The sequence below is a fragment of the Acinetobacter marinus genome, assembly GCF_900096915.1.
GTDB lineage: Bacteria > Pseudomonadota > Gammaproteobacteria > Pseudomonadales > Moraxellaceae > Acinetobacter > Acinetobacter marinus.
On sequence record NZ_FMYK01000003.1, the window covers coordinates 257,709 to 279,548 of the forward strand.

The 21,840-nt window shown below is 44.2% G+C and carries 14 protein-coding genes and 1 tRNA gene; 12 read left to right on the plus strand and 3 right to left on the minus strand.

Translation table 11 applies throughout. The features are described from left to right. Positions 1–162 precede the first annotated feature (162 nt). From glpK to glpD, 3 genes are all read left to right on the plus strand, one after another. A complete protein-coding gene (glpK, locus tag BLQ60_RS07185; protein ID WP_092618090.1) occupies positions 163–1,686 on the plus strand; it encodes a glycerol kinase GlpK in 1,524 nt (507 codons plus the stop codon). A gap of 24 nt (positions 1,687–1,710) precedes the next feature. Continuing rightward, complete coding sequence (locus BLQ60_RS07190; RefSeq protein ID WP_092618093.1) at positions 1,711–2,472, plus strand: DeoR/GlpR family DNA-binding transcription regulator; 762 nt, start codon at positions 1,711–1,713, stop codon at positions 2,470–2,472. A 187-nt stretch (positions 2,473–2,659) separates the two neighbouring features. After that, positions 2,660–4,180 carry a glycerol-3-phosphate dehydrogenase gene (glpD, locus tag BLQ60_RS07195; protein ID WP_213030468.1) on the plus strand — a complete coding sequence of 507 codons (1,521 nt, stop codon included), beginning with the start codon at positions 2,660–2,662 and terminating at the stop codon, positions 4,178–4,180. Between the two features lie 85 nt (positions 4,181–4,265). Here the strand turns inward: glpD and BLQ60_RS07200 are convergent, their stop codons facing one another. Both BLQ60_RS07200 and BLQ60_RS07205 read right to left on the minus strand, forming a co-directional pair. Then, positions 4,266–6,404 (minus strand): 3-hydroxyacyl-CoA dehydrogenase NAD-binding domain-containing protein, encoded by a 2,139-nt coding sequence (locus BLQ60_RS07200; protein WP_092618101.1) that lies wholly within the window; start codon positions 6,402–6,404, stop codon positions 4,266–4,268. A gap of 10 nt (positions 6,405–6,414) precedes the next feature. Then, positions 6,415–7,620 (minus strand): acetyl-CoA C-acetyltransferase, encoded by a 1,206-nt coding sequence (locus BLQ60_RS07205; protein WP_092618104.1) that lies wholly within the window; start codon positions 7,618–7,620, stop codon positions 6,415–6,417. A gap of 217 nt (positions 7,621–7,837) precedes the next feature. Between BLQ60_RS07205 and pheS the strand changes: the two genes are divergently transcribed. The 8 genes from pheS to BLQ60_RS07245 all read left to right on the plus strand — a co-directional run bounded on the left by pheS (position 7,838) and on the right by BLQ60_RS07245 (position 19,851). Continuing rightward, on the plus strand, positions 7,838–8,818 hold the full coding sequence (pheS, locus tag BLQ60_RS07210; protein WP_092618114.1) for a phenylalanine--tRNA ligase subunit alpha: 981 nt from the start codon (positions 7,838–7,840) through the stop codon (positions 8,816–8,818). A gap of 165 nt (positions 8,819–8,983) precedes the next feature. Further along, positions 8,984–11,374, plus strand: a complete 2,391-nt coding sequence (gene pheT / locus BLQ60_RS07215; protein WP_092618116.1) for a phenylalanine--tRNA ligase subunit beta — start codon at positions 8,984–8,986, stop codon at positions 11,372–11,374. After that, positions 11,371–11,670, plus strand: coding sequence for an integration host factor subunit alpha (locus BLQ60_RS07220; RefSeq protein WP_092618118.1), 300 nt, complete (start codon positions 11,371–11,373; stop codon positions 11,668–11,670). The genes pheT and BLQ60_RS07220 overlap by 4 nt, the downstream gene beginning before the upstream one ends. 102 nt (positions 11,671–11,772) lie before the next feature. Next, entirely contained in the window at positions 11,773–13,110 is a 1,338-nt protein-coding gene (locus BLQ60_RS07225) for an MFS transporter (protein WP_092618120.1), read from the plus strand. A gap of 174 nt (positions 13,111–13,284) precedes the next feature. Further along, positions 13,285–13,872, plus strand: a complete 588-nt coding sequence (locus tag BLQ60_RS07230) for a TetR/AcrR family transcriptional regulator (protein ID WP_092618123.1) — start codon at positions 13,285–13,287, stop codon at positions 13,870–13,872. A 73-nt stretch (positions 13,873–13,945) separates the two neighbouring features. Beyond that, positions 13,946–15,223 (plus strand): efflux RND transporter periplasmic adaptor subunit, encoded by a 1,278-nt coding sequence (locus tag BLQ60_RS07235; RefSeq protein ID WP_092618126.1) that lies wholly within the window; start codon positions 13,946–13,948, stop codon positions 15,221–15,223. Positions 15,224–15,232: 9 nt separating this feature from the next. Then, positions 15,233–18,364 (plus strand): efflux RND transporter permease subunit, encoded by a 3,132-nt coding sequence (locus BLQ60_RS07240; RefSeq protein WP_092618129.1) that lies wholly within the window; start codon positions 15,233–15,235, stop codon positions 18,362–18,364. Then, positions 18,361–19,851 (plus strand): efflux transporter outer membrane subunit, encoded by a 1,491-nt coding sequence (locus BLQ60_RS07245; RefSeq protein WP_244515982.1) that lies wholly within the window; start codon positions 18,361–18,363, stop codon positions 19,849–19,851. The genes BLQ60_RS07240 and BLQ60_RS07245 overlap by 4 nt, the downstream gene beginning before the upstream one ends. Before the next feature lie 495 nt (positions 19,852–20,346). On the opposite strand, the gene BLQ60_RS07250 is transcribed toward BLQ60_RS07245, so the two are convergent. After that, positions 20,347–20,423 (minus strand) — tRNA-Ile (locus BLQ60_RS07250). 162 nt (positions 20,424–20,585) lie between these two features. Here BLQ60_RS07250 and BLQ60_RS07255 point away from each other — a divergent pair. Beyond that, positions 20,586–21,839, plus strand: coding sequence for a tyrosine-type recombinase/integrase (locus BLQ60_RS07255; RefSeq protein ID WP_092618134.1), 1,254 nt, complete (start codon positions 20,586–20,588; stop codon positions 21,837–21,839). Position 21,840 lies beyond the last annotated feature (1 nt).

Consider the following 21,840-nt stretch of genomic DNA (forward strand, 5'->3'; position numbering starts at 1 on the left):
ATGATAATCAGCAAATTGAAAATGATTGTTTTTTAATGATTATTCGGTTGGAATGATTGTGCTTAAAAAATACTCATTTTGTGTGTATGTTCCTTTTCACAGAAATTTTTGCATGCACAAAATACACAGCACACAACGAAAAGCTACAGTCTGGAACAATGCATGAACGCTACAGCAAAGAAATATATCGTCGCTTTTGATCAAGGCACCACCAGTTCAAGGGCGATCGTATTTGATCATGATGCCAAAGTGGTCAGTATTGCACAGCGTGAATTTAGTCAGATTTATCCAAAGTCAGGTTGGGTTGAGCATGATCCGATGGAAATCTGGGCAACACAAAGTTCGGTGTGGGTCGAGGCGTTGGCACATGCAGGGATTTCCAGTGAACAAGTGGCGGCGATTGGCATTACCAATCAACGTGAGACCACCATTATCTGGGATAAACATACAGGCAAGCCGATCTACAATGCCATCGTTTGGCAGAGCCGTCAAAGCACCGAAATTTGCAATCAACTGAAACAACAGGGTTTAGAAGAACACGTCAAAAACGTCACAGGTTTGGTGATTGATCCGTATTTTTCAGGCACAAAAATTAAATGGATTCTTGATCATGTTGAAGGTAGCCGTGAAAAAGCCGAAAAGGGTGATTTGCTATTTGGCACAGTGGATACGTGGTTGATTTGGAAACTGACCCACGGTGAAGTGCATGTCACAGACTTTACAAATGCATCACGTACTATGTTGTTTGATATTCATAAACTCGATTGGGACGATACCTTACTTAAAGCCTTAGATATTCCCAAAGCGATGTTGCCAGAAGTACGTTCATCTTCAGAAGTGTATGGGCATACCTATACTATCAGCGGGCAAGAAACACGTATTCCAATTGCAGGTATTGCAGGAGATCAACAGGCAGCGCTATTTGGTCAAATCTGTGTGGAATCTGGTCAGGCAAAAAATACCTATGGCACAGGCTGTTTCTTGTTGATGAATACGGGTAAAGAAGCGGTGCGTTCGGAACACGGTCTAATTACCACGATCGCCTGCGGTAAAAAAGGTGAAGTGAATTATGCCTTAGAAGGAGCAATTTTCAATGCGGGTTCGAGCGTACAGTGGCTACGTGATGAGCTAAAAGTCATTCATGATTCACATGATTCAGAATATTATGCGACTAAGGTGAAAGACAGTAATGGTGTCTATGTCGTACCTGCATTTACAGGACTGGGTGCGCCATATTGGGATCCTGATGCACGTGGTGCAATCTTTGGCTTAACCCGTGGTGCAAGCTGTGAGCATATTATCCGTGCGACCTTAGAATCTATTGCATATCAGACACGTGACGTGTTGGATGCGATGCTCAAAGATGCCACGAAAAACCATGCGGATATTTCTCTGCAAAAACTTCGTGTTGACGGTGGTGCAACGGCGAATAATTTCCTGATGCAATTCCAATCTGACATCTTAAATGTCCCTGTAGAACGCCCGACACTGAAAGAAACTACGGCAATGGGCGCTGCATTCTTGGCAGGTTTGGCGGTTGATTTTTGGCAAGATATCGATGAGTTGAAAGAAAAAATTAGTATCGATCAAACCTATATACCGACACATGACAAGGATGCCATGCAAGCACTATATCAAGGCTGGCAAAAGGCGGTGAAACGCACTCGTCATTGGGAATCGGAATAAATTAAATAGCAAGGACGTTATTTTATGGGCTTAATTCTTCGACATCAGCAAACCATCGAACTGGTCAAAGCACGAGGCTATATCAGCATTGATGAACTGGCACAGCATTTCAATGTGACACCACAGACCATTCGTCGTGACATTAATCAGCTTGCCGATGACGGTTTACTGCGTCGCTATCATGGTGGTGCAGCCTATGACTCCTCCAGTGTTGCCAATACCGATTACAGCATGCGTGCAGGGCAGTTGCTTGAGGAAAAACGCCGTATCGCTGAAGCCGTTGCCAAAGACGTGCCTGATCATGCGTCGATTTTTATTAATATTGGTACAACCACTGAGGCGATTGCGCAAGCCTTATTACAACATAGTGGACTCAAAGTCATTACCAATAATCTCAATGTCGCCAAAATTCTCAGTAGCAAAGCTGATTTTGAAGTGATGATTGCCAGTGGTCGAGTGCGTCCCGACGGCGGGGTGATTGGTCAGGCGACAGCCGACTTTTTTAAGCAATTTAAAGTTGATTATGCCTTAGTTGGGATTAGTGGTATTGATCAAGATGGCACTTTACTCGATTTTGACTTCCAAGAAGTCGGTGTATCGCAAGCGATTATCAGCGGGGCACGGCAAGTCTTTCTCGCAGCTGATAGCTCAAAGTTTGGACGACATGCCATGAATCGTTTGGCGAGTTTGGATCAGGTCGATCGCATTTATACCGACGAAATGCCTGAAAAAATTTATGCTGATCGGATCAAAGCATCAGATGTGAAGTTGGTTGTTGCTGGGTAATTCAGTGCGAATCCAGTTAAATCATTAAAAATCAAAACACTGGATTAAATCTTACGCTGTATAACTAAAATTTTCATCAATTATATGTTCGAAATTATTCGATAGTCGGCATGATATTCGCTTGAATATGTTCGTTTATGTTGATATTATTTTCATTATAGAAAATAAATACACTGCGTGGTGTGCTATGCAACAACTTCAATCCTCCCAAATTGTTTATGATTTATTCGTCGTCGGTGGCGGAATCAATGGTGTCGGTATTGCCAATGACGCCGCAGGGCGAGGGTTGTCGGTGTTTCTGTGCGAAAAAGACGATTTAGCTAGTCATACGTCTTCGGCGAGTAGTAAGTTGATCCATGGCGGGTTGCGCTATTTAGAACATAAAGAATTTCGTTTGGTACGTGAGGCATTGGCTGAGCGTGAAGTGTTGTTGGCAAAAGCCCCGCACATTATCAAACCGATGCGTTTTATCATGCCCCATCGTCCACATTTGCGTCCTGCATGGCTGATTCGTACAGGCTTATTTTTCTACGATCATTTGGGTAAACGTAAAAAATTATCAGGCTCAAACAATGTCTTTTTTAAAGAAGACAGTCCATTACAACCTGCCATCACTCGTGGTTTTGAATATTCAGACTGTACCGTTGATGATGCACGTTTAGTGGTTCTTAACGCCATGCAAGCCCGTGAAAAGGGCGCACAAATCATGACGCAAACTCGTTGTGTGTCTGCGAAACGTGAAGATGGGCTGTGGGTGATTGATCTTGAAAATACGCACGGGCAATTCCAAATCAAAGCCAAAGTATTGGTGAATGCGGCAGGGCCGTGGGTATCGCAATTTATCCGTGAAGATGTGCAAATCAAATCCCCATATGGTATTCGCCTGATTCAGGGTAGTCATATCATCGTGCCAAAACTGCATGATTGCGATAAGTCGTTCATCATGCAAAATGACGATGGTCGGATTGTATTTGCGATTCCCTACCTTGATCGTTATACCTTGATTGGCACCACAGATCGTGAATATGAAGGCGATCCTGACAAGGTGGCGATCAGTGAGGAAGAAATTGCCTATCTGATTAAAATCAGCAATGAGCATTTTAAAACGCAATTGCAACGTGATGATGTTGTGAGTACTTTTGCGGGTGTGCGACCACTTTGTGATGATGAGTCGGATAATCCTGCGGCGATTACTCGTGACTACACCTTGTCTTTGATCCAAGATGCAGACGATCAAGCACCGATGCTTGCCGTGTTTGGTGGAAAATTGACGACCTATCGTAAACTTGCAGAGTCGGCGATGAAGCAATTGCGTCCATTTTTCAAAGAGAAAATGCAAGCCAGTTGGACGGCAAAGGAAGCCTTGCCAGGTGGTGAAAACATCACGTCGATTGAACAGTTAATTTATGAAGTCCAAGAGAAATGTATTGGTGTTTCAGAGCATCTTGCAACTCGTTGGGTCAATGCTTACGGTTCACGAGTTTGGACGATGCTTGCGCACATTCGTAAAGTCGAAGATTTAGGTTATGACTTTGGTGAGGGATTATATTCTCAAGAAGTGGATTATCTGATTGAGCATGAGTGGGCACGTCACAGTGCGGATATTCTATGGCGTCGTAGCAAACTGGGTCTATCTTTCCCTGCGGATAAAGTTGCAGAGTTGGATCATTATCTTGCAGAGAAGATCGTAGCGTTAGATGCGGCTTAAGCCTAGCCGATCGTTCAAAATGATATAAAAAAGCAGATTCGAAAATCTGCTTTTTTATTGCTTAATTATTGACGTTTAAATCAAATTAACGAATTGGTTCACCTGATTGTGCATGTTTTTTTAACAGCTCAGGTGCTTTAAATCGTGCACCAAAACGATTTTCTAATTCATTGGCACGTTGTAAGGCTTTATCCAAACCATATTGATTTAAGAATTGAATCGCACCGCCAGTCCATGCCGCAAAGCCGATGCCAAAGATCGAACCGACATTTGCGTCAACCACCGAAGTCAGCACATTTTCCTCATAGCATCGTAGCGTTTCGATCGCCTGAATAAAGAGGAAGCGATCAATCATATCTTGTTCGCTGATATCATGATCTTTTTGCCAATGTGACAAACCTTCCCATAGATATTTTTTGCCATCGCTAGGGTACTCATAGAAACCTGCACCAGCAGCTTTGCCTTTGCGTTTATGTTTGTGGATCATCTCTGCAATCACGTCTTCGACAGGTGATTTCGGCAAGTCTTTGCCCTCAGCTTGAAGCGCTTTTCGAGTTTCGTTAGTGACATGCTCACTCAAACTCAAGCTGACCTCATCTTGAATGGCAAGTGGTCCAACTGGCATGCCTGCTTTGAGTGCAGCCATTTCGATCTTGGCAGGGTGTACACCTTCTGCAAGTAAGCGCATACCTTCTTGTACAAACGTACCAAAGACACGACTGGTAAAGAAGCCACGGCTATCATTCACGATGATTGGGGTTTTGGCGATCTGCTGAACAAAGTCATAGGCACGTGCTAAAGTTTCATCAGAAGTTTCATTTCCTTTGATGATTTCGACCAGTTGCATTTTATCGACTGGGCTAAAGAAGTGTAGTCCAATGAAGTTTTTGGCATTTTTACTGGCCTGTGCTAAACCTGTAATTGGTAAAGTTGAGGTATTCGATGCCATCACACCACCATCTACTAGATACTGTTCGGCTTCTTCGGTAACTTTGGCTTTGAGTGCTTGATTTTCAAACACCGCTTCGATGATCAGGTCACAGCCTTGCAAATCTTTGGCATCGGCAGTCGGTTGAATGAGCGCAAGAATTTGATCCTTTTTCTCAGCGGTCATACGACCACGTGATACACGCTTTTCGAGTAGTTTTTGGCTATACGCTTTGCCTTTTTCTGCCGCTTCAATGCTGACGTCTTTTAGCACAACAGGCACGCCTTTAATTGCAGTTGAATAGGCAATACCTGCACCCATCATACCTGCACCTAATATGCCGACTTTTGTCGCTTGCCATTTTTCGATGTTTTTCGGACGACTTTCACCCGCTTTAATCGCATTTAAACCATGCCAAAAAGTACCGATCATATTCTTTGACACTTGACCTGTGGCAAGCTCAGTAAAATAACGACTTTCGATGCGCAGTGCGGTATCGACATCGACTTGAGCACCCTCAACTGCAGCTGCCATGATCGCTTCAGGCGCAGGGTAGCAACCTTTAGTTTTACTACGGAGCATCGCAGGGGCAATGGCAAGGACTTGTGCAACAGCAGGTGTCTTTGGATCGCCACCTGGAATTTTATAGCCTTTTACATCAAAAGGTTGCTGACTTTTTGGATTAGACTTTACCCATGCTTTGGCTTTGTCGAGTAATTCTTCATTCGAGCTTGCTGTGTCATGAATTAAGCCGAGTTGAACAGCTTGTTCAACGCCAAACTGTTTGCCTTCCATGAGGAACGGAAAAGCAGTTTGCAGCCCAAGCAAACGCACCATGCGAACGATACCACCGCCACCCGGTAGCAGTCCTAAAGTGACTTCAGGTAAACCAAATTTTGCTTTCGCATCTTGCAGGGCAATACGATGATGACAGCCTAATGCCAACTCCCAACCACCACCAAGTGCTGTACCGTTTAGGCAAGCCACCACAGGCACGCCAAGTGTTTCGATCTGACGAAATTGTACTTTCATGCTTTCGATCATGTTGAAAAATTCTGTGGCATGTTCAGGTGTGGCTTGGATTAATTCATCCAAGTCACCGCCTGCAAAAAATGTTTTCTTTGCTGAGGTGAAAATAATCCCTGCAATTTGCTCTTTCTCTGCAAGTATTTTCGTCGTTGTTACTTCTAGAGCCTCACGGAAATCTGCATTCATGGTATTGGCAGATTGATTCGGTGAATCTAAAGTTAAAATCACGATGTTGTCGGCATCTTTTTGATATTGAATTGCGCTCATGATTTTCCCCTTAAACTCGCTCAATAATTGTGGCAATACCCATCCCACCACCAACGCACAACGTCGCTAGCCCACGCTTTAAATTTCGGCGTTCCAACTCATCGAGTAATGTCCCAAGAATCATTGCACCAGTTGCGCCAAGCGGATGTCCCATGGCAATCGCACCACCATTGACATTGACCTTATCCATAGGCACGTTCATCTCATTGACGAAGCGCATCACCACTGCTGCAAAGGCTTCATTGACTTCAAATAAATCAATGTCATCAATGGTTAAACCTGCTTTGGCTAAGGCTTTACGTGCCGCAGGTGCAGGCCCTGTAAGCATGATGGTTGGATCAGTACCGACCAAAGCCGTAGACAGGATTTTTGCACGAGGCTTGAGGTTCAGCGCTTGAGCCATTTTCTCAGAACCAATCAATACAAGTGCTGCACCATCGACGATGCCTGATGAGTTACCTGCATGATGCACATGGTTGACTTTTTGCGCTTCAGGATATTTTTGTAATGCCACTGCATCGAAACCCATATTGCCCATCATCTCAAAACTTGGCTTGAGTTTGGCAAGATTCTCCGCTGTGGTATTGCCACGGATAAATTCATCTTTATCTAAAATGGTCACACCTGCCTGATCTTTGACAGGGACAATGGATTTTTCAAAATAGCCATTCGCTTGTGCATTGGCCGCTTTTTGTTGTGAATTGACCGCAAAGGCATCGACATCGGCACGGCTGTAACCATCTAATGTGGCAATCAAATCTGCACCGACACCTTGCGGGACAAAGGCAGATTTTAGATTGGTTTCAGGATCAAGCGCCCATGGTCCACTATCCGAACCCATTGGGATGCGTGACATGGACTCAACACCGCCTGCAACGATCAAATCTTCCCAACCTGAGCGGACTTTTTGTGCAGCGAGATTGACCGCTTCTAAGCCTGATGCACAAAAACGATTGATCTGTACGCCTGATACATGATCGCTCCAACCTGCGGCAATGGCAGCAGTTTTGGCAATATCACCACCTTGATCGCCAATCGGTGTGACACAGCCGAGAATCACGTCTTCGACTTTGGAAGTGTCAAGTTGATTGCGCTGTTCTAAGGCGTGAAGTAGGGTGGTAACGAGGGAGATCGGTTTGACTTCGTACAGGCTACCGTCTTTTTTCCCTTTCCCACGTGGGGTACGGACGGCATCAAAAATATAAGCCTCGCTCATGTGCAATTCCTATGTCTATTCAAAAAATTCCTGCAAGTAGTGTACAGAATCGACGTTGATCTGCAATGACACGAATGTTTAATCGCAGTGATGGAAAATGCTAGTTTGTGCAATTTATTTGAGAGATACGCTTTATTGCATCTTCTTCATAAAAATTTTGAGAAAAAACTGTTAGAATACAGCCTCTAAAAAAATTGATGAACATTTGAGAGTTATTATGTCACTGGAAGCCTTGACCGCTGAAGCGCTGACGGCGATTGCCGAAGCCAATGAACTTGCCGCACTTGATCAAGTCCGTGTGCAATTTACAGGGAAAAAGAGTCAACTTGCAGAACAGTCTAAAGCCTTGGGCAAAATGGATCCTGAACAACGTAAAATCGAAGGGGCGAAAATCCATGCCGTGCGTGAGTCGATCAACAACGCCTTGACCGCACGCCAAGCTGAGCTACAACAGCAAGCATTGACGGCGAAACTTGCCAGCGAAACCATTGATATTAGCTTACCAGGTCGTGGTCAGCATGTCGGTAGTATCCATCCAGTGACCCAAGTGCGTGAGCGGATTAGTCAATTTTTTACCAAAGCAGGCTTTGTGGTGGCAGAAGGGCCTGAAGTTGAAGATGATTATCACAACTTTGAAGCCTTGAATATTCCAAGTCATCACCCTGCACGTGCTATGCACGATACCTTCTATTTTGATGCACAACATTTATTGCGTACTCATACTTCGGGTGTGCAAATCCGTACCATGGAAACGGCAAAACCACCAATTCGCATTATTTGCCCAGGTCGTGTCTATCGCTGTGACTCGGATCAAACTCACTCGCCGATGTTTCATCAGATCGAAGGGTTGTACGTGACGGAAAATACCAACTTTACCGAATTTAAAGGCATCATCATCAATTTATTAGAAGCCTTTTTTGAAAAAGAACTCACTGTGCGTTTTCGCCCATCGTATTTCCCATTTACCGAGCCAAGTGCCGAAGTGGACATTATGGATGAGCGTGGTAAATGGTTGGAAATTTTAGGTTGTGGCATGGTGCATCCAACCGTGCTACAAAATTGTGGAATTGATCCAGAGCAATATTCAGGCTTTGCTTTTGGTCTTGGTGTAGAACGTTTCGCTATGTTGCGTTATGGCGTGAATGATTTGCGCATGTTCTATCAAAATGACGTGCGTTTCTTGCGTCAATTCGCCTAAGTAAGTTTATCCAGATTTATAGATTTGAAGTATTGAGTGATTAAGAAATCCCCCTAAATCCCCCTTTGTAAAGGGGGACTTATCCTGAAACTTATACCGAATGAGATTCATGTAAGTCCCCTCTTTTTAAAGAGGGGTTAGGGGAGATTGAAGGACTATTGAAAAATGAAAATTAGTGAAAATTGGTTGCGTGCTTGGGTGAATCCTGTGGTTGATAGCGACACATTGGCTGATCAACTGACTATGCTCGGTCTAGAGATTGACGACAGCTCGCCAGTAGCAAAACCATTTACTGGTGTGGTGGTCGGTGAAGTATTGACGGTAGAGCAACATCCTGATGCCGATCGCTTGCGTGTCACCACGGTGAATATTGGCGAAGCTGAACCTGTACAAATCGTTTGTGGTGCACCGAACGTCACTGTTGGTATGAAAGCGCCAGTGGCAACTATTGGTGCAGTTTTACCAGGTGATTTTAAAATTAAAAAAGGCAAACTGCGTGGCGTTGAGTCACATGGGATGCTGTGCGGTGCATCGGAAATTGATTTAGAAGATCAAATTGATGGTTTATTAGAATTGCCTGCGGATGCGCCTGTTGGTGTCAATATCCGTGATTATCTCAAGCTCGATGATCGTGTCATCGACATCAGTATCACGCCAAACCGTGGCGACTGTTTCAGTATTCGTGGTATTGCTCGTGAAGTGGCTGTAATTAACAAGCTAAGTGCCCAAGCACCTGAAATTCAAGCCGTGCCAGCAACGATTTCAGCGCAAAAAACAGTGAATGTGACGACGGAAGCCTCACCTCGCTATCTCGGTCGTGTCATTCAAAACGTCAATACCAAAGCGCCAACACCTGACTGGATGGCGCAAGCCCTGACCAATTCAGGGATTCGTAGCCACAGTATTTTGGTGGATATTACCAACTATGTCTTGCTTGAACTTGGTCAGCCTTTGCATGCTTTTGATGCAGATAAGATCGAAGGTGCGGTGCATGTTCGTCAAGCCACACTAGGCGAAAAACTAGTATTGCTCAATGATCAAGAAGTGGAATTGCAAGACGATGTGACGGTGATTGCTGATGATCAAAAAGTCTTGGCAATTGGTGGCATCATGGGCGGACTGTCATCGAGTGTGACAGATGATACGCAAAATATTTTCCTTGAAAGTGCATTCTTTGCGCCACTTGCGATCGCAGGGCGTGCACGCCGTTTTGGTTTACATACCGATGCGTCACAGCGTTTTGAACGTGGTGTAGATTTTGAATTGCCTGCTTTGGCGATGGATCGTGCCAGTCAATTGATTCAACAATTGACAGGTGGTGAGTTTGGTGAAGTGACTACAGTTGAAAATGTCGCGCTATTACCAAAACGTGAGCCAATTCAATTGAGCCAAGCACAAGTGGATAAATTACTTGGTTTCCATGTTGAAGCTTCATTTATCCAAGATGTGTTGACTCGACTTGAATGTGATGTGGTTGCACAAGGTGACGCAGACAATCAAGAATGGTCGGTAACTCCACCATCGCATCGTTATGATTTGGCGATTTATCAAGATTTGATCGAAGAAATTGCCCGTATCTATGGCTATGACAATATTCCAACGACTAAGCCGAATATGCAAATCACTTTGGAAAATTATCAAGATCAAAGTGAAATTGGACAGTTGCGTCAGACTTTGGTGGCGCTCGGTTATCAAGAAGCGATTAGCTTTAGTTTTGTCGATGCGAAGTTGGAAAAACAGCTCAATCCACAGGTTAATGCCTTGGCTTTGGCGAATCCGATTTCTAGTGATTTGGCGGTGATGCGTAGCACATTATTGTCTAGCTTGATTCCATGCGTGCAATACAATCTAAATCGTCAGCAAGATCGTGTACGTTTCTTCGAGCTAGGTTTGCGTTTTGATTATCAAAACGCTTCATCAATTCATGATCTGAAACAAATTCCAACCTTGGCAATGATCGCCGTTGGTTCAAAAGCACCTGAGCAATGGCATGCCAAAACCCAGCCGATGGATTTCTTTGATCTCAAAGGTGAAGTGGAGACTTTACTGGATGCGGCGCATGTGTCGGCAGAGTATCAGCGTTCTGAGCGTGCATGGTTGCATCCAGGGCAATCCGCTGAGATTCTGGTCAATGGTCAGTCGGTGGGTTATTTTGGACGTTTGCATCCATCATTAGAATCTGAGTTAGATTTGGGTGTGACATGGCTTGCAGAAATTGATCAAAGTGTGCTTTTACAGCCATTTGCATATAATTTTACAGAATTATCACGATTTCCTTCAGTTCGACGTGATATTGCACTTGTAATTGATGCTAATATTGCGTTAACTTCAATAGAAACAACGATCAAGCAATCTGCGGGCGGATATTTATCAGCAAGTTGGTTGTTTGATGTCTACACAGGACAAGGCGTTGAAACTGGACACCGTTCATTGGCATTTGCGTTGCTGTTCCAGCATCCGACTCGAACTTTAGAAGATGCGGAAATCAAGCAAGCGATGGATCATGTAATTGAAAGCCTAGAAACAACGTATAAAGCTAAATTGAGGGCCTCATGACAGCATTAACAAAAGCCGAAATGGCAGATCACCTAAGTGAAAAAACCAACTTAAATCGTAGGGAAGCGAAGCAATTGGTTGAGTTATTTTTCAATGAATTGAGTCAGGCTTTGATCGACGGTGAGCAAGTCAAACTGTCAGGTTTTGGCAATTTTGAATTACGTGATAAACGCCAACGCCCAGGTCGTAATCCAAAAACGGGTGAAGAAATTCCAATCACCGCACGTCGTGTGGTGACATTCCGTGCGGGTCAGAAGTTTAGACAACGTGTGGAAAATGAACAAATTGATGATTAATTGTCGATTTGTATATGAATGAAAAAAATAAGGCTTCGATGGAAGCCTTATTTTTTTATGGTATGTTGATCTACATTGATGATATAACAATTAAGACGCTTCATGACCGACAATCCGCAACACAACTCACCATCGGTAGCGCCAATACAATCTGACCAACCGATACATTCTAAACATTCACATTTTAGTCTTTGGCTATTGCTCAGTCTATATTTGGCACAAGGTTTACCTGTTGGTTTTATGACTCAAGCCTTACCTGCATTGCTACGTCATTATGGCGTATCCCTTGCCGAGATCGGCGTATCGGGTCTGTTGATGTTGCCGTGGGCGCTGAAGTTTCTGTGGGCACCTGTGGTCGATCAATTTGGGTCTCGACGTTTAGGACATTATCGTGCGTGGATCATTTTTACGCAAAGTTTGACCTTGATCTGCTTGATTGCATTGGCATTTTTACCGATGGATCAAATGGCAAACCCTACGATTTTGTGGGGATTATTCACGGTTCTATTTTGCCTCAATTTATTTTGTGCCACGCAAGATATTGCAACAGATGGTTTAGCAGTCAATATTTTAAAGAAAGGGCAACTCCACTGGGGTAATAGTTTCCAAGTGATTGGTTCACGGCTCGGTTTCTTGGTCGGTGGTGGGGCGGTGTTGTATGCGATTGACTTACTGTCTTGGAAAATGACCTTTTTATTGCTCAGTCTTGGCGTTTTTCTCAATAGTATCCCAGTGCTGTTTTACAGTGAACCGCAGAAAATTCAACCAATAGAACTCGCTGATTCCATTACCAAAGATTCGATTTTGTTAAAGTTTAAACAAGGCTTGGCATATCTCTGGCAAAGTCCTGAATTAAAACTATGGTTTTTCGTGCTACTGACCTTCAAAGTCGCTGATGGGCTTAGTGGTCCAATCATCAAGCCGATGATGATTGATATGGGACTGAGTCTGGCGCAGATTGGTTTAAACGTGACGGTATTTGGGGCAATTTGTGCTTTGGTTGGCGCTTTACTCGCAGGTTTGATGATTCGTCAGTTTGGCTTAAAAAATATGTTTTTGGCGTTTGCAATTTTGCAAAGTCTAGCGATCAGCTATTATGTGGTGTTGGCATATCTATTTGAAAATCATATTTTATTTCCAAAATATCACTTATATCTTGCCAATGCTTTAGAGGAGTTCTGTTCCGCTTTGGCGTTGGTGGCGATGTTGAGTCTGATCATGCGATATGCTCGTCAACACATGGCAGGCACGGATTTTACTTTTCATGTGGCGATCATGAGCTTGGTGAGTGGTGGGTTATATGTCATCAGTGGCGGTTTGGCAGAGCAACTGGGTTATTTTCACACCTTACTGCTGATTTTTATCATTTCGTTAAGTTGTCTATTGCCGAAACTGTTTTGGTACAAAAGCAGTAAACACAGCGATGCCATATCTCGGTAAATGAGCACGACATTTTGAATAGCTGTGATGGAATACACAAAAATAATTTATGAAATTACTAAAAATATACAATTAAAAACAAAACAAAAATGCCACATCATGCTGAACACTAAGTTGAGGATTAAATTGCGGAGAATTTAAATTCTCACTCGCTCTCTACAAGGCTGAACTCGCATGGCTGTCGGTATCCTCTCTGAAAAACTGCATCACCGTCGTAAATTTATCATCGAAAAATCAATGCAATACGTTGCAAAGCATGGTTTAAATCAACTCTCGATCGCAGTCATTGCGCATGAATGCAGTCTAGGACCGGGGCAAATTTATCGCTGTTTTAAAGATAAAGACGAAATTATCCAATGTATCGTGATGAATATCGCACAAAAGCGAGTGATTGATATTAACCTCATGCAACATGATATTCAGTTGCGTGCGCAGCAGTTTGCGCATGGTCATCCAAATAATATCAGCACCGATGAATCTGCTTTGCTGTTTGAAATCTTTAATGTCAAAGAAAATAGCACGGTTTTCCCTTTGGTGGAAAAGTCAGAGCTAATGATGCGTGAAATGGGCAAAGAGGTTTTACAACGACATTATCCTCGTGCTGATCAGTATGATATTCGGGCGATTTCTGAAGTGATGGCGACGATTTCAGAAGGGATTATCTTGCGTAAGGGCAAAGGTTTTAGTAAAGGCGTCGATCAAAATGCGCTGGAAAAAATCTATCTTGCAATGCTCAGCGCAATCGAGACATTATATGCATAACAATTATGCCAATGAAATGTCAAGATTTACGATTAAGAAAGTCGATCAATATTAAATAATTACTGGAGCCTATATGAACCGATCCCATTTTCAATATGCACTGCTGACCGCATTTTTACTCAGTTCACCATTATTTTTGAGTGCGTGTAGCAAAGAAGAAGCCCCCGCAATGATGAACCAAACCCCAGAGGTTGGGGTGCAAGTGATTCAATATCAATCGATGGAAATGAAACATACTTTGGCAGGACGAGTGACTGCCTATATGACCTCAGATGTACGTCCGCAAGTGGGCGGTATCATTCAAAAACGCTTATTTAAAGAAGGCGATTATGTTAAGGCTGGACAGCCTTTGTATCAGCTGGATTCAAAATCATACCAAGCGGCATATGACAGTGCCAAAGCTGATCTTGCTGAAGCCGAAGCCAGTTTGATTTCTGATCAGCCCAAAGTACAGCGCTATCGCAATCTGATGAAAATCGAAGCGATCAGTAAGCAAGATCTTGCCGATGCGGAAGCGACATTAAAACAAAGTCAGGCTTCGGTCATGTCTGCGCAAGCTGCATTGAATACGGCAAAAATTAATCTCGGATATACCACAGTTCGTGCACCGATTTCTGGTCGCATCGCAACATCAACATATACACCAGGGGCTTTGGTCACTGCTGATCAAGACACAGCGCTGACCACGATCGAACAAATCAATCCTGTGTATGTTGATATTACGTTGTCGAGTACAGAGCTGTTGAGTCTGCGCAAGCAAATCGATGAAGGCAAGTTACAGTCCTTAGATGGCAAAGTGCCTGTGAAAATCATTTTGGAAGATGGCAGTTATTATGATCAGTCGGGGACTTTAGAGTTTGTCGGCTCATCGGTGGATACAGGAACTGGGACGGTAACTTTACGTGCCTTGGTGCCGAATCCGAAATATCTGATCTTACCCGGTGCTTATGTCAAAGCGGAATTGCCAATGGCGGTCAATCATCAAGCCATTCTGATTCCGCAAAAAGCTGTAACTCGCAATCACAAAGGTGATCCTGTGGTGAAATTGGTCGGTAAAGACGGCAAAGTTGAAGAACGTGTCATCGATACGACGGATACCTTAGACAATCAGTGGATCGTCAATGGTGGTTTAAAACAAGGGGAAAAATTAATTATTGAGGGTGCGAGCACTGTATCGGCAGGAGATAGTGTTAAAACGGTTTTAGCGCAAGTAAAAGCCGATACAGAAGCCAGTGCTGCGAGCTCAACTTCTACAGCAACATCGACAACGAATACGGCAAGCACTACTCAAGCCAGTACGCAAAGCACCACAACAAGCACAGACGCAAATACGACCACAAGCAAAAACTAGGAGCGAAAAATGGCCCATTTTTTCATTAATCGCCCTATTTTTGCATGGGTGATTGCCATCGTCATCTCGCTTGCAGGGGCGATGTCGATTTATTCTTTACCGATCGAACAATATCCTGATATTGCACCACCCGCAGTGAGTATCAGTGCAAACTATACTGGCGCATCTGCTGAAACCACTGAGAACTCTGTAACCCAAGTCATCGAACAAGGCATGACAGGCTTGGACAATCTACTCTATATGAGTTCAAGCAGTTCCTCCTCAGGCAGTTCATCAGTCAAGTTGACCTTTGCTTCGGGCACAGACCCTGACACCGCTCAGGTACAAGTACAAAATAAGCTACAACAGGTGCAATCCTCATTACCTGATTCAGTACAAAGTACGGGTGTGACGGTGACCAAGTCTTCTGGCAGCATGTTTATGGTGGTCAGCTTCGTCTCGAATGACGGCAGTATGTCCGGCACCGATTTGGCAGATTATATGGTTTCCAGCGTGCAAGACCAAGTCAGCCGTGTCAGCGGTGTGGGCAATGTACAGGTCATGGGCTCGGAATATTCGATGCGCATTTGGCTCGATCCAGATAAGCTGAAAACCTATTCATTGATGCCAAGTGATGTGACCTCTGCGATCGAAACTCAAAACAGTGATGTAGCAGCAGGTTCGCTAGGCGCTGTACCCGCAGTCGAAGGGCAAGAATTAAATGCCACGGTCACCGCACGTAGTCGCCTGAAAACGGTGCAGCAGTTTGAGAATATCATCTTAAAATCAGATGAATCAGGTGCCGAAGTCAAACTCTCCGATGTGGCGAAAGTCGAAATCGGTAGTGAAGATTACTCCATGGTGAGTAAGCTCAATGGTAAAGATGCAGCAGCAATTGGTATTGAACTGGCAGCGGGTGCCAATGCGCTCGATGTGTCAAAAGCAGTCTTGGCAAAACTGGATGAATTAAAACAGTTTTTCCCAACAGGCGTGGATTATAAGGTCGCCTATAGTACGGCACCGTTTGTCAAAATCTCTATCGAAGAAGTGGTCATCACCTTGTTTGAGGCGATTGCTTTGGTGATTTTGATCATGTATCTGTTCTTGCAAAATTGGCGCATTACCTTGATTCCTGCGGTCGCTGTGCCTGTGGTTTTGCTTGGTACTTTTGGCGTGTTGTCACTGCTAGGCTTTTCGATCAACACCTTGTCGATGTTTGCCATGGTGCTGGCGATTGGTCTCTTGGTTGATGATGCCATCGTGGTGGTGGAGAATGTCGAACGGATCATGGATGAGGAGGGCTTAGCACCGAAACCTGCGACAGAAAAATCCATGACGCAAATCACTGGGGCACTGATCGGTATTGTGTTGGTCTTGACTGCGGTGTTTATCCCGATGGCGTTCTTTGGTGGGTCTACAGGGGCGATTTACCGTCAATTCTCCGTGACGATTGCTTCAGCGATGATCATTTCGGTGATTGTGGCGATGACTATTACCCCAGCGCTGTGTGCAACATTACTCAAACCGATTGATAAATCTGAGCATAAGAAGAAAGGGCTGTTGGCTCGTTTCTTTGCTGGATTTAACAATGGCTTTAATAAAATGACCGATAAATACCACGGTGGTGTGAAGTGGGTGCTCGGTCATAAGAAGACGGTCATTATTGCCTATCTGGTGATTTTGGCAGGTATTGCAGGGTTATTTATGACCATGTCGACCTCGTTCTTACCTGAAGAAGATCAGGGCATGCTGATGGTGTCGGTCAAACTGCCTTCGGGTGCTACGCAACAGCAAACTTTGACAGTGATGGATGAAGTTTCTGATTATATTGAAAAACAGCCTGAAGTAGAGACTGTGATGACGGTGGCTGGCTTTAGCACAGGCGGGAGTGGTCAGAACTCAGGTATGGGCTTTATTAGCCTCAAAGACTGGGGAGAGCGTGAGGCGAGTGCGGGTGAAATTAGCAATCGGATCACAGGCAAGATGATGTCCCAGTACAAAGATGCGCAAATCTTTGCCATGGCGCCTTCAGGTATCCCAGGTCTCGGACAAAGTTCAGGCTTTACATTGGAGCTCACCGATCTTGGTGGTTCAGGACATGATGCATTGGTAGATGCCAAAGATAAGCTATTGGCTTTGGCAAACAAGAATGACAAGCTGTCTTCGGTACGTTATGGCAGTTTGGAAGATGCACCAACTTTTGATTTGAAAATTAATGACTCTAAGGCTGGGGCATTAAAAGTCAGTCAAAGCGATATTGATGCAGTGCTGGCAACGGCGCTTGGCAGTAGCTATGTCAATGATTTTGTCAATAATGGACGGATCAAGAAAGTCTATGTGCAAGGCGATGCATCAACCCGTATGTCACCAACGGATATCAACCGCTGGTATGTGCGTAATGAAGATGATGATATGGTGCCTTTCTCAGCATTTACCTCAAGTGGTTGGAGTTTTGCACCTGCATCCTTAGCACGTTTCAATGGCTCTGCGTCTATGGAAATCAGTGGTCAAGCCGCAGAAGGTGTAAGCTCGGGTACGGCAATGACGGAAATGGCGAATTTGGTGAAACAACTGCCAAGTGGCTTTGGTTATTCATGGTCAGGCTTGTCTTATCAAGAGCAACAATCGGGCAGCATGGCGCCGTTACTCTATGCCGTCTCCATCTTATTCGTATTCCTGTGTTTAGCCGCACTCTATGAAAGCTGGTCGATTCCATTTTCTGTACTACTGGCTGTGCCGATCGGCGTACTGGGTGCGCTGTTGCTGACCAGTCTAAGAGGATTGTCGAATGACATCTATTTCCAAGTCGGGCTATTAACCACCATTGGTCTTGCGGCGAAGAATGCGATTTTGATTGTGGAATTTGCCAAAGAGCTGGAAGAAAAAGGCGAAACGGCAGTCAATGCGGTGCTTCATGCAGCAAAAATGCGTCTTCGTCCAATTCTTATGACCTCGTGTGCATTCTTGCTGGGGGTATTACCATTGGTGCTTTCTTCTGGTGCAGGTTCTGCGGGACGTCATTCACTCGGTACAGGCGTATTTGGTGGGACATTGGTATCGACCGTTTTAGGTATATTCTTTGTCCCGCTATTCTATGTATTGATTCGTACTATTTTTTCCAAAAAAGACAAAGCTGAAACGACACAGGAGCACAATTCATGATTGCAATGAAATATGCAAGGAACAATGCAAAGAATCATGCAAAGCACTTTAAAATCGGTGTGTTGTTATCAAGCATCCTTGTGCTCAATGGTTGTGTCAATCTCGCACCAAAGTACGAGCGTCCAAACTCGCCTGTACAAGGCAGTTTTGGCAATCAAGCAGTTGGAGCGACTACTGCCGAAGATATTGCCAAACTGGATTGGCGCAGTGTATTTACCGATCCTGCTTTGCAAAAGACCATTGCTTTGGCATTAGACAATAATCGGGATTTGCGCGTTGCGATGCTGAATATTGAAAAAGCCCGAGCGCAATATCGTATCCAACGTGCAGAGATGTTTCCAAGTGTCGATGCATCTGCAACGCAAACTCGCGCTAAAACCCGCTCTGGGAATAGCAGTTCGATCAGTCAGTCTGCGGAGTTTTCGGTGGGCTTTACCAGTTGGGAGTTGGATCTCTTTGGTCGTCTGAAAAATGAAAAGGACGAAACCTTAGAAACCTATTTTGCCACAGCAGAAACTCAGCGCAGTACACGGATGAGCTTGATTGCAGAGGTTGCTGGTGATTGGCTGAATATCGTGTCCTATCAGCAACAGCTTGCGGTCGCACAGCAGACCCTTGCCAGCCAAGAAAAAACCATGCAACTGACCTATGCCAAATATAAAGAAGGCATTTCTTCGGCGATGGATTATGAGGAAATTAAAACCAGTGTCGACAGTGCTCGAGCGGATATTGCCAGCTACAAGAGTGAGTTGGCACAGGCAAAAAATGAACTCGATCTGGTCGTCGGTACCAAAGTCCCGAACGATTATTTACCCCCAGCCAATGCCGACTTTGATCAGGTACGATTGGCAAATATTCAGAGTAATCTGGACTCGAGTGTACTGCTGAATCATCCAGATGTGCTCTATGCCGAACATACCTTGAAAAGTGCCAATGCTGATATTGGTGCAGCACGAGCAGCATTTTTCCCAAGTATTTCGCTGACTGCCAGTGCAGGGCGGGCGAGTGATGACTTGGCAGGTTTATTTAATGCAGCCACTGGGGTGTGGTCTTTTGCACCGTCGATTTCAGTGCCGATCTTTAATGCGGGCGAGCTGAAAGCAACGTTGGATTCTTCTAAAATCCAGAAAAATATCTATGTGGCACAGTATGAGCTAGCGATACAAACCGCATTCAATGATGTGGCGAATGCATTGGCGGCACGGGAATACATTCAACAGCAAATGACAGCTCAACAGGATTTAGTCAAATCCTCAGCACGGTACTACCTTCTTGCGACAGCACGCTATAAAGAGGGCGTTGATGATTATCTGACGGCGCTGACGGCACAGCGTACCTTCTATACCGCACAGCAAAATCTGATCAGTTTGCAACTCGAAGAAGCGACCAACCGAGTGACTTTATATAAAGTACTCGGCGGTGGCGCAGATGCTAAGTCGAGTCAAGATGCTTCTACCGATGCGAAAAATCAGCAAAGTGATTCATAGCTTGCGAGTTTACTTCGATAGAAATGCGAAAAGAAGCTGTCTCAAAATCCAATTTTCAACCCCACCTAACCTCCCCTTAAAAAGGGGAGGAATTCTAACCCTTTGGTTTTATTGAATGGTCTTCCCCCAGTGAAGGGGGATGAGGAGTATACTCCGCAAGGGGGGGTATAGTTTTGAGACAGCCTCTTTTTATTGCACGAAAAGATGGATTTGAATGAGCTAATAAAACTGCTTTGATTGTTTGAAGAGGTACGAAAACTAGCGATTGAGTGCAGAATCAAATGTAAATTAGTGCAGAATGCGCCGAAAATTATAAAGTATACTTTGTATCCGAGTATTTGATGAGCGTACTCGGTACACAGCTGGATACACAAGAGGGCTAATTAAAGCGAGACAAAACGAGATAAAGCATGACATAAAAAAACCATAAATCTATACAATTTATGGAGTTAGGTGGTGATGTTGGACAATATTGATAGTTATAATACATAAATTTGGTGGGCCCAGACAGACTTGAACTGTCGACCAACGGATTATGAGTCCGCTGCTCTAACCAACTGAGCTATAGGCCCTTGAGTTTTTTAACTCTTTGTATTTACGATATTTAAATACAGAAATAATAATGCATCATTATCACGGTATTTGCAATATAATTTAATTTGTAGGCGCATAGTAGGCACTAGAAATTATTGTGTTATATTGCGACATATTGCAAAACGCCGAGATTTTAACGCATGAGCGCAGGTAGAGTAAAGCTAACAAAGTCATTTATTGATCAACTCGAATTAACGCCAGCGATTTATCGTGACGTGGACTTGATCGGCTTTGCTGTGCGCATCAATACAACGTACAAAACATATGTTGTTGAAAAGCGAGTTCATGGAAAGAACGTGCGTGCGACAGTCGGCATTCACGGTCAGCTCACATTAGCGCAGGCTCGTGCGAAAGCGCAGGAAATGTTGCTCGATATGAGCAGGGGTATCAATCCCACAGAAGTTAAAAAAAATGATCGACTGCGTGCGCTTGGTGATGATGAGTTAGATGCGTCACAGCCAACGCTACTTGATGCGTATGCGATCTATTGCGTTGAGCGTGAGCTGGCAGAACGAACACGAAGCGACTACGAATCTGTTATCAATAACTATCTCAAAGATTGGCGAGAAATAAAGCTCAAAAACATCACTCGAAAAATGATTCAGGATCGGCACCAATCGCTATCTGCGAATAGCAAAGCGCAAGCGAATATGGCGATGCGTGTATTTCGTGCGATCTATAACTTTTCGATTGAACATTATCTTGATGACAACGAACACCCCATTTTGCCGACATCTAATCCAGTGAGTACGCTCACAGCAAAACGACAATGGAATAAGATCAAACGCCGAAAAACTTACATCAATGAGGATAAGTTGCCGACTTGGGTAAATTCCGTTTTAAATTTTCAGGGGCGAGGGCAGCAGCTCGAAACCAACAAAGATTTTTTATTAACTTTGGTTTTGACGGGTTTTCGTAGTGAAGAATGCGCATCGATTGCTTGGGATGCGATTGATTTGAAATATGGCTTTATTACTTCAGTTGATCCCAAAAATGGCGATCCGCATACTTTGCCGATGGGCGACTTTTTGTGGCAATTGATGAAGAAACGGCGCAGATATGTCGATGGGAATTGGGTATTTCCGTCAAAAAAATCAGCGACGGGTCATATTTCTAATATTGCAAAAGTGCGAGATAAGATTAATGCGGATTGTGATGTGCAGTTTACGTTTCATGATTTGCGCAGGACATTCGCATCAATAGCCGAGGGATTGGACTATGGGCGCTATACGATCAAACGGCTGTTGAACCATCGTGAAGACGACGACAGGGATGTGACGGCAGGATACATTCAAGTGAGTGATAAAAAGATACGTCAAGCGATGAACGAGATCGAGCAAGTTATTTTTGCTGATAAACGTGCGCATCTGGTTGATGAGATGAAAAAGAAATGAT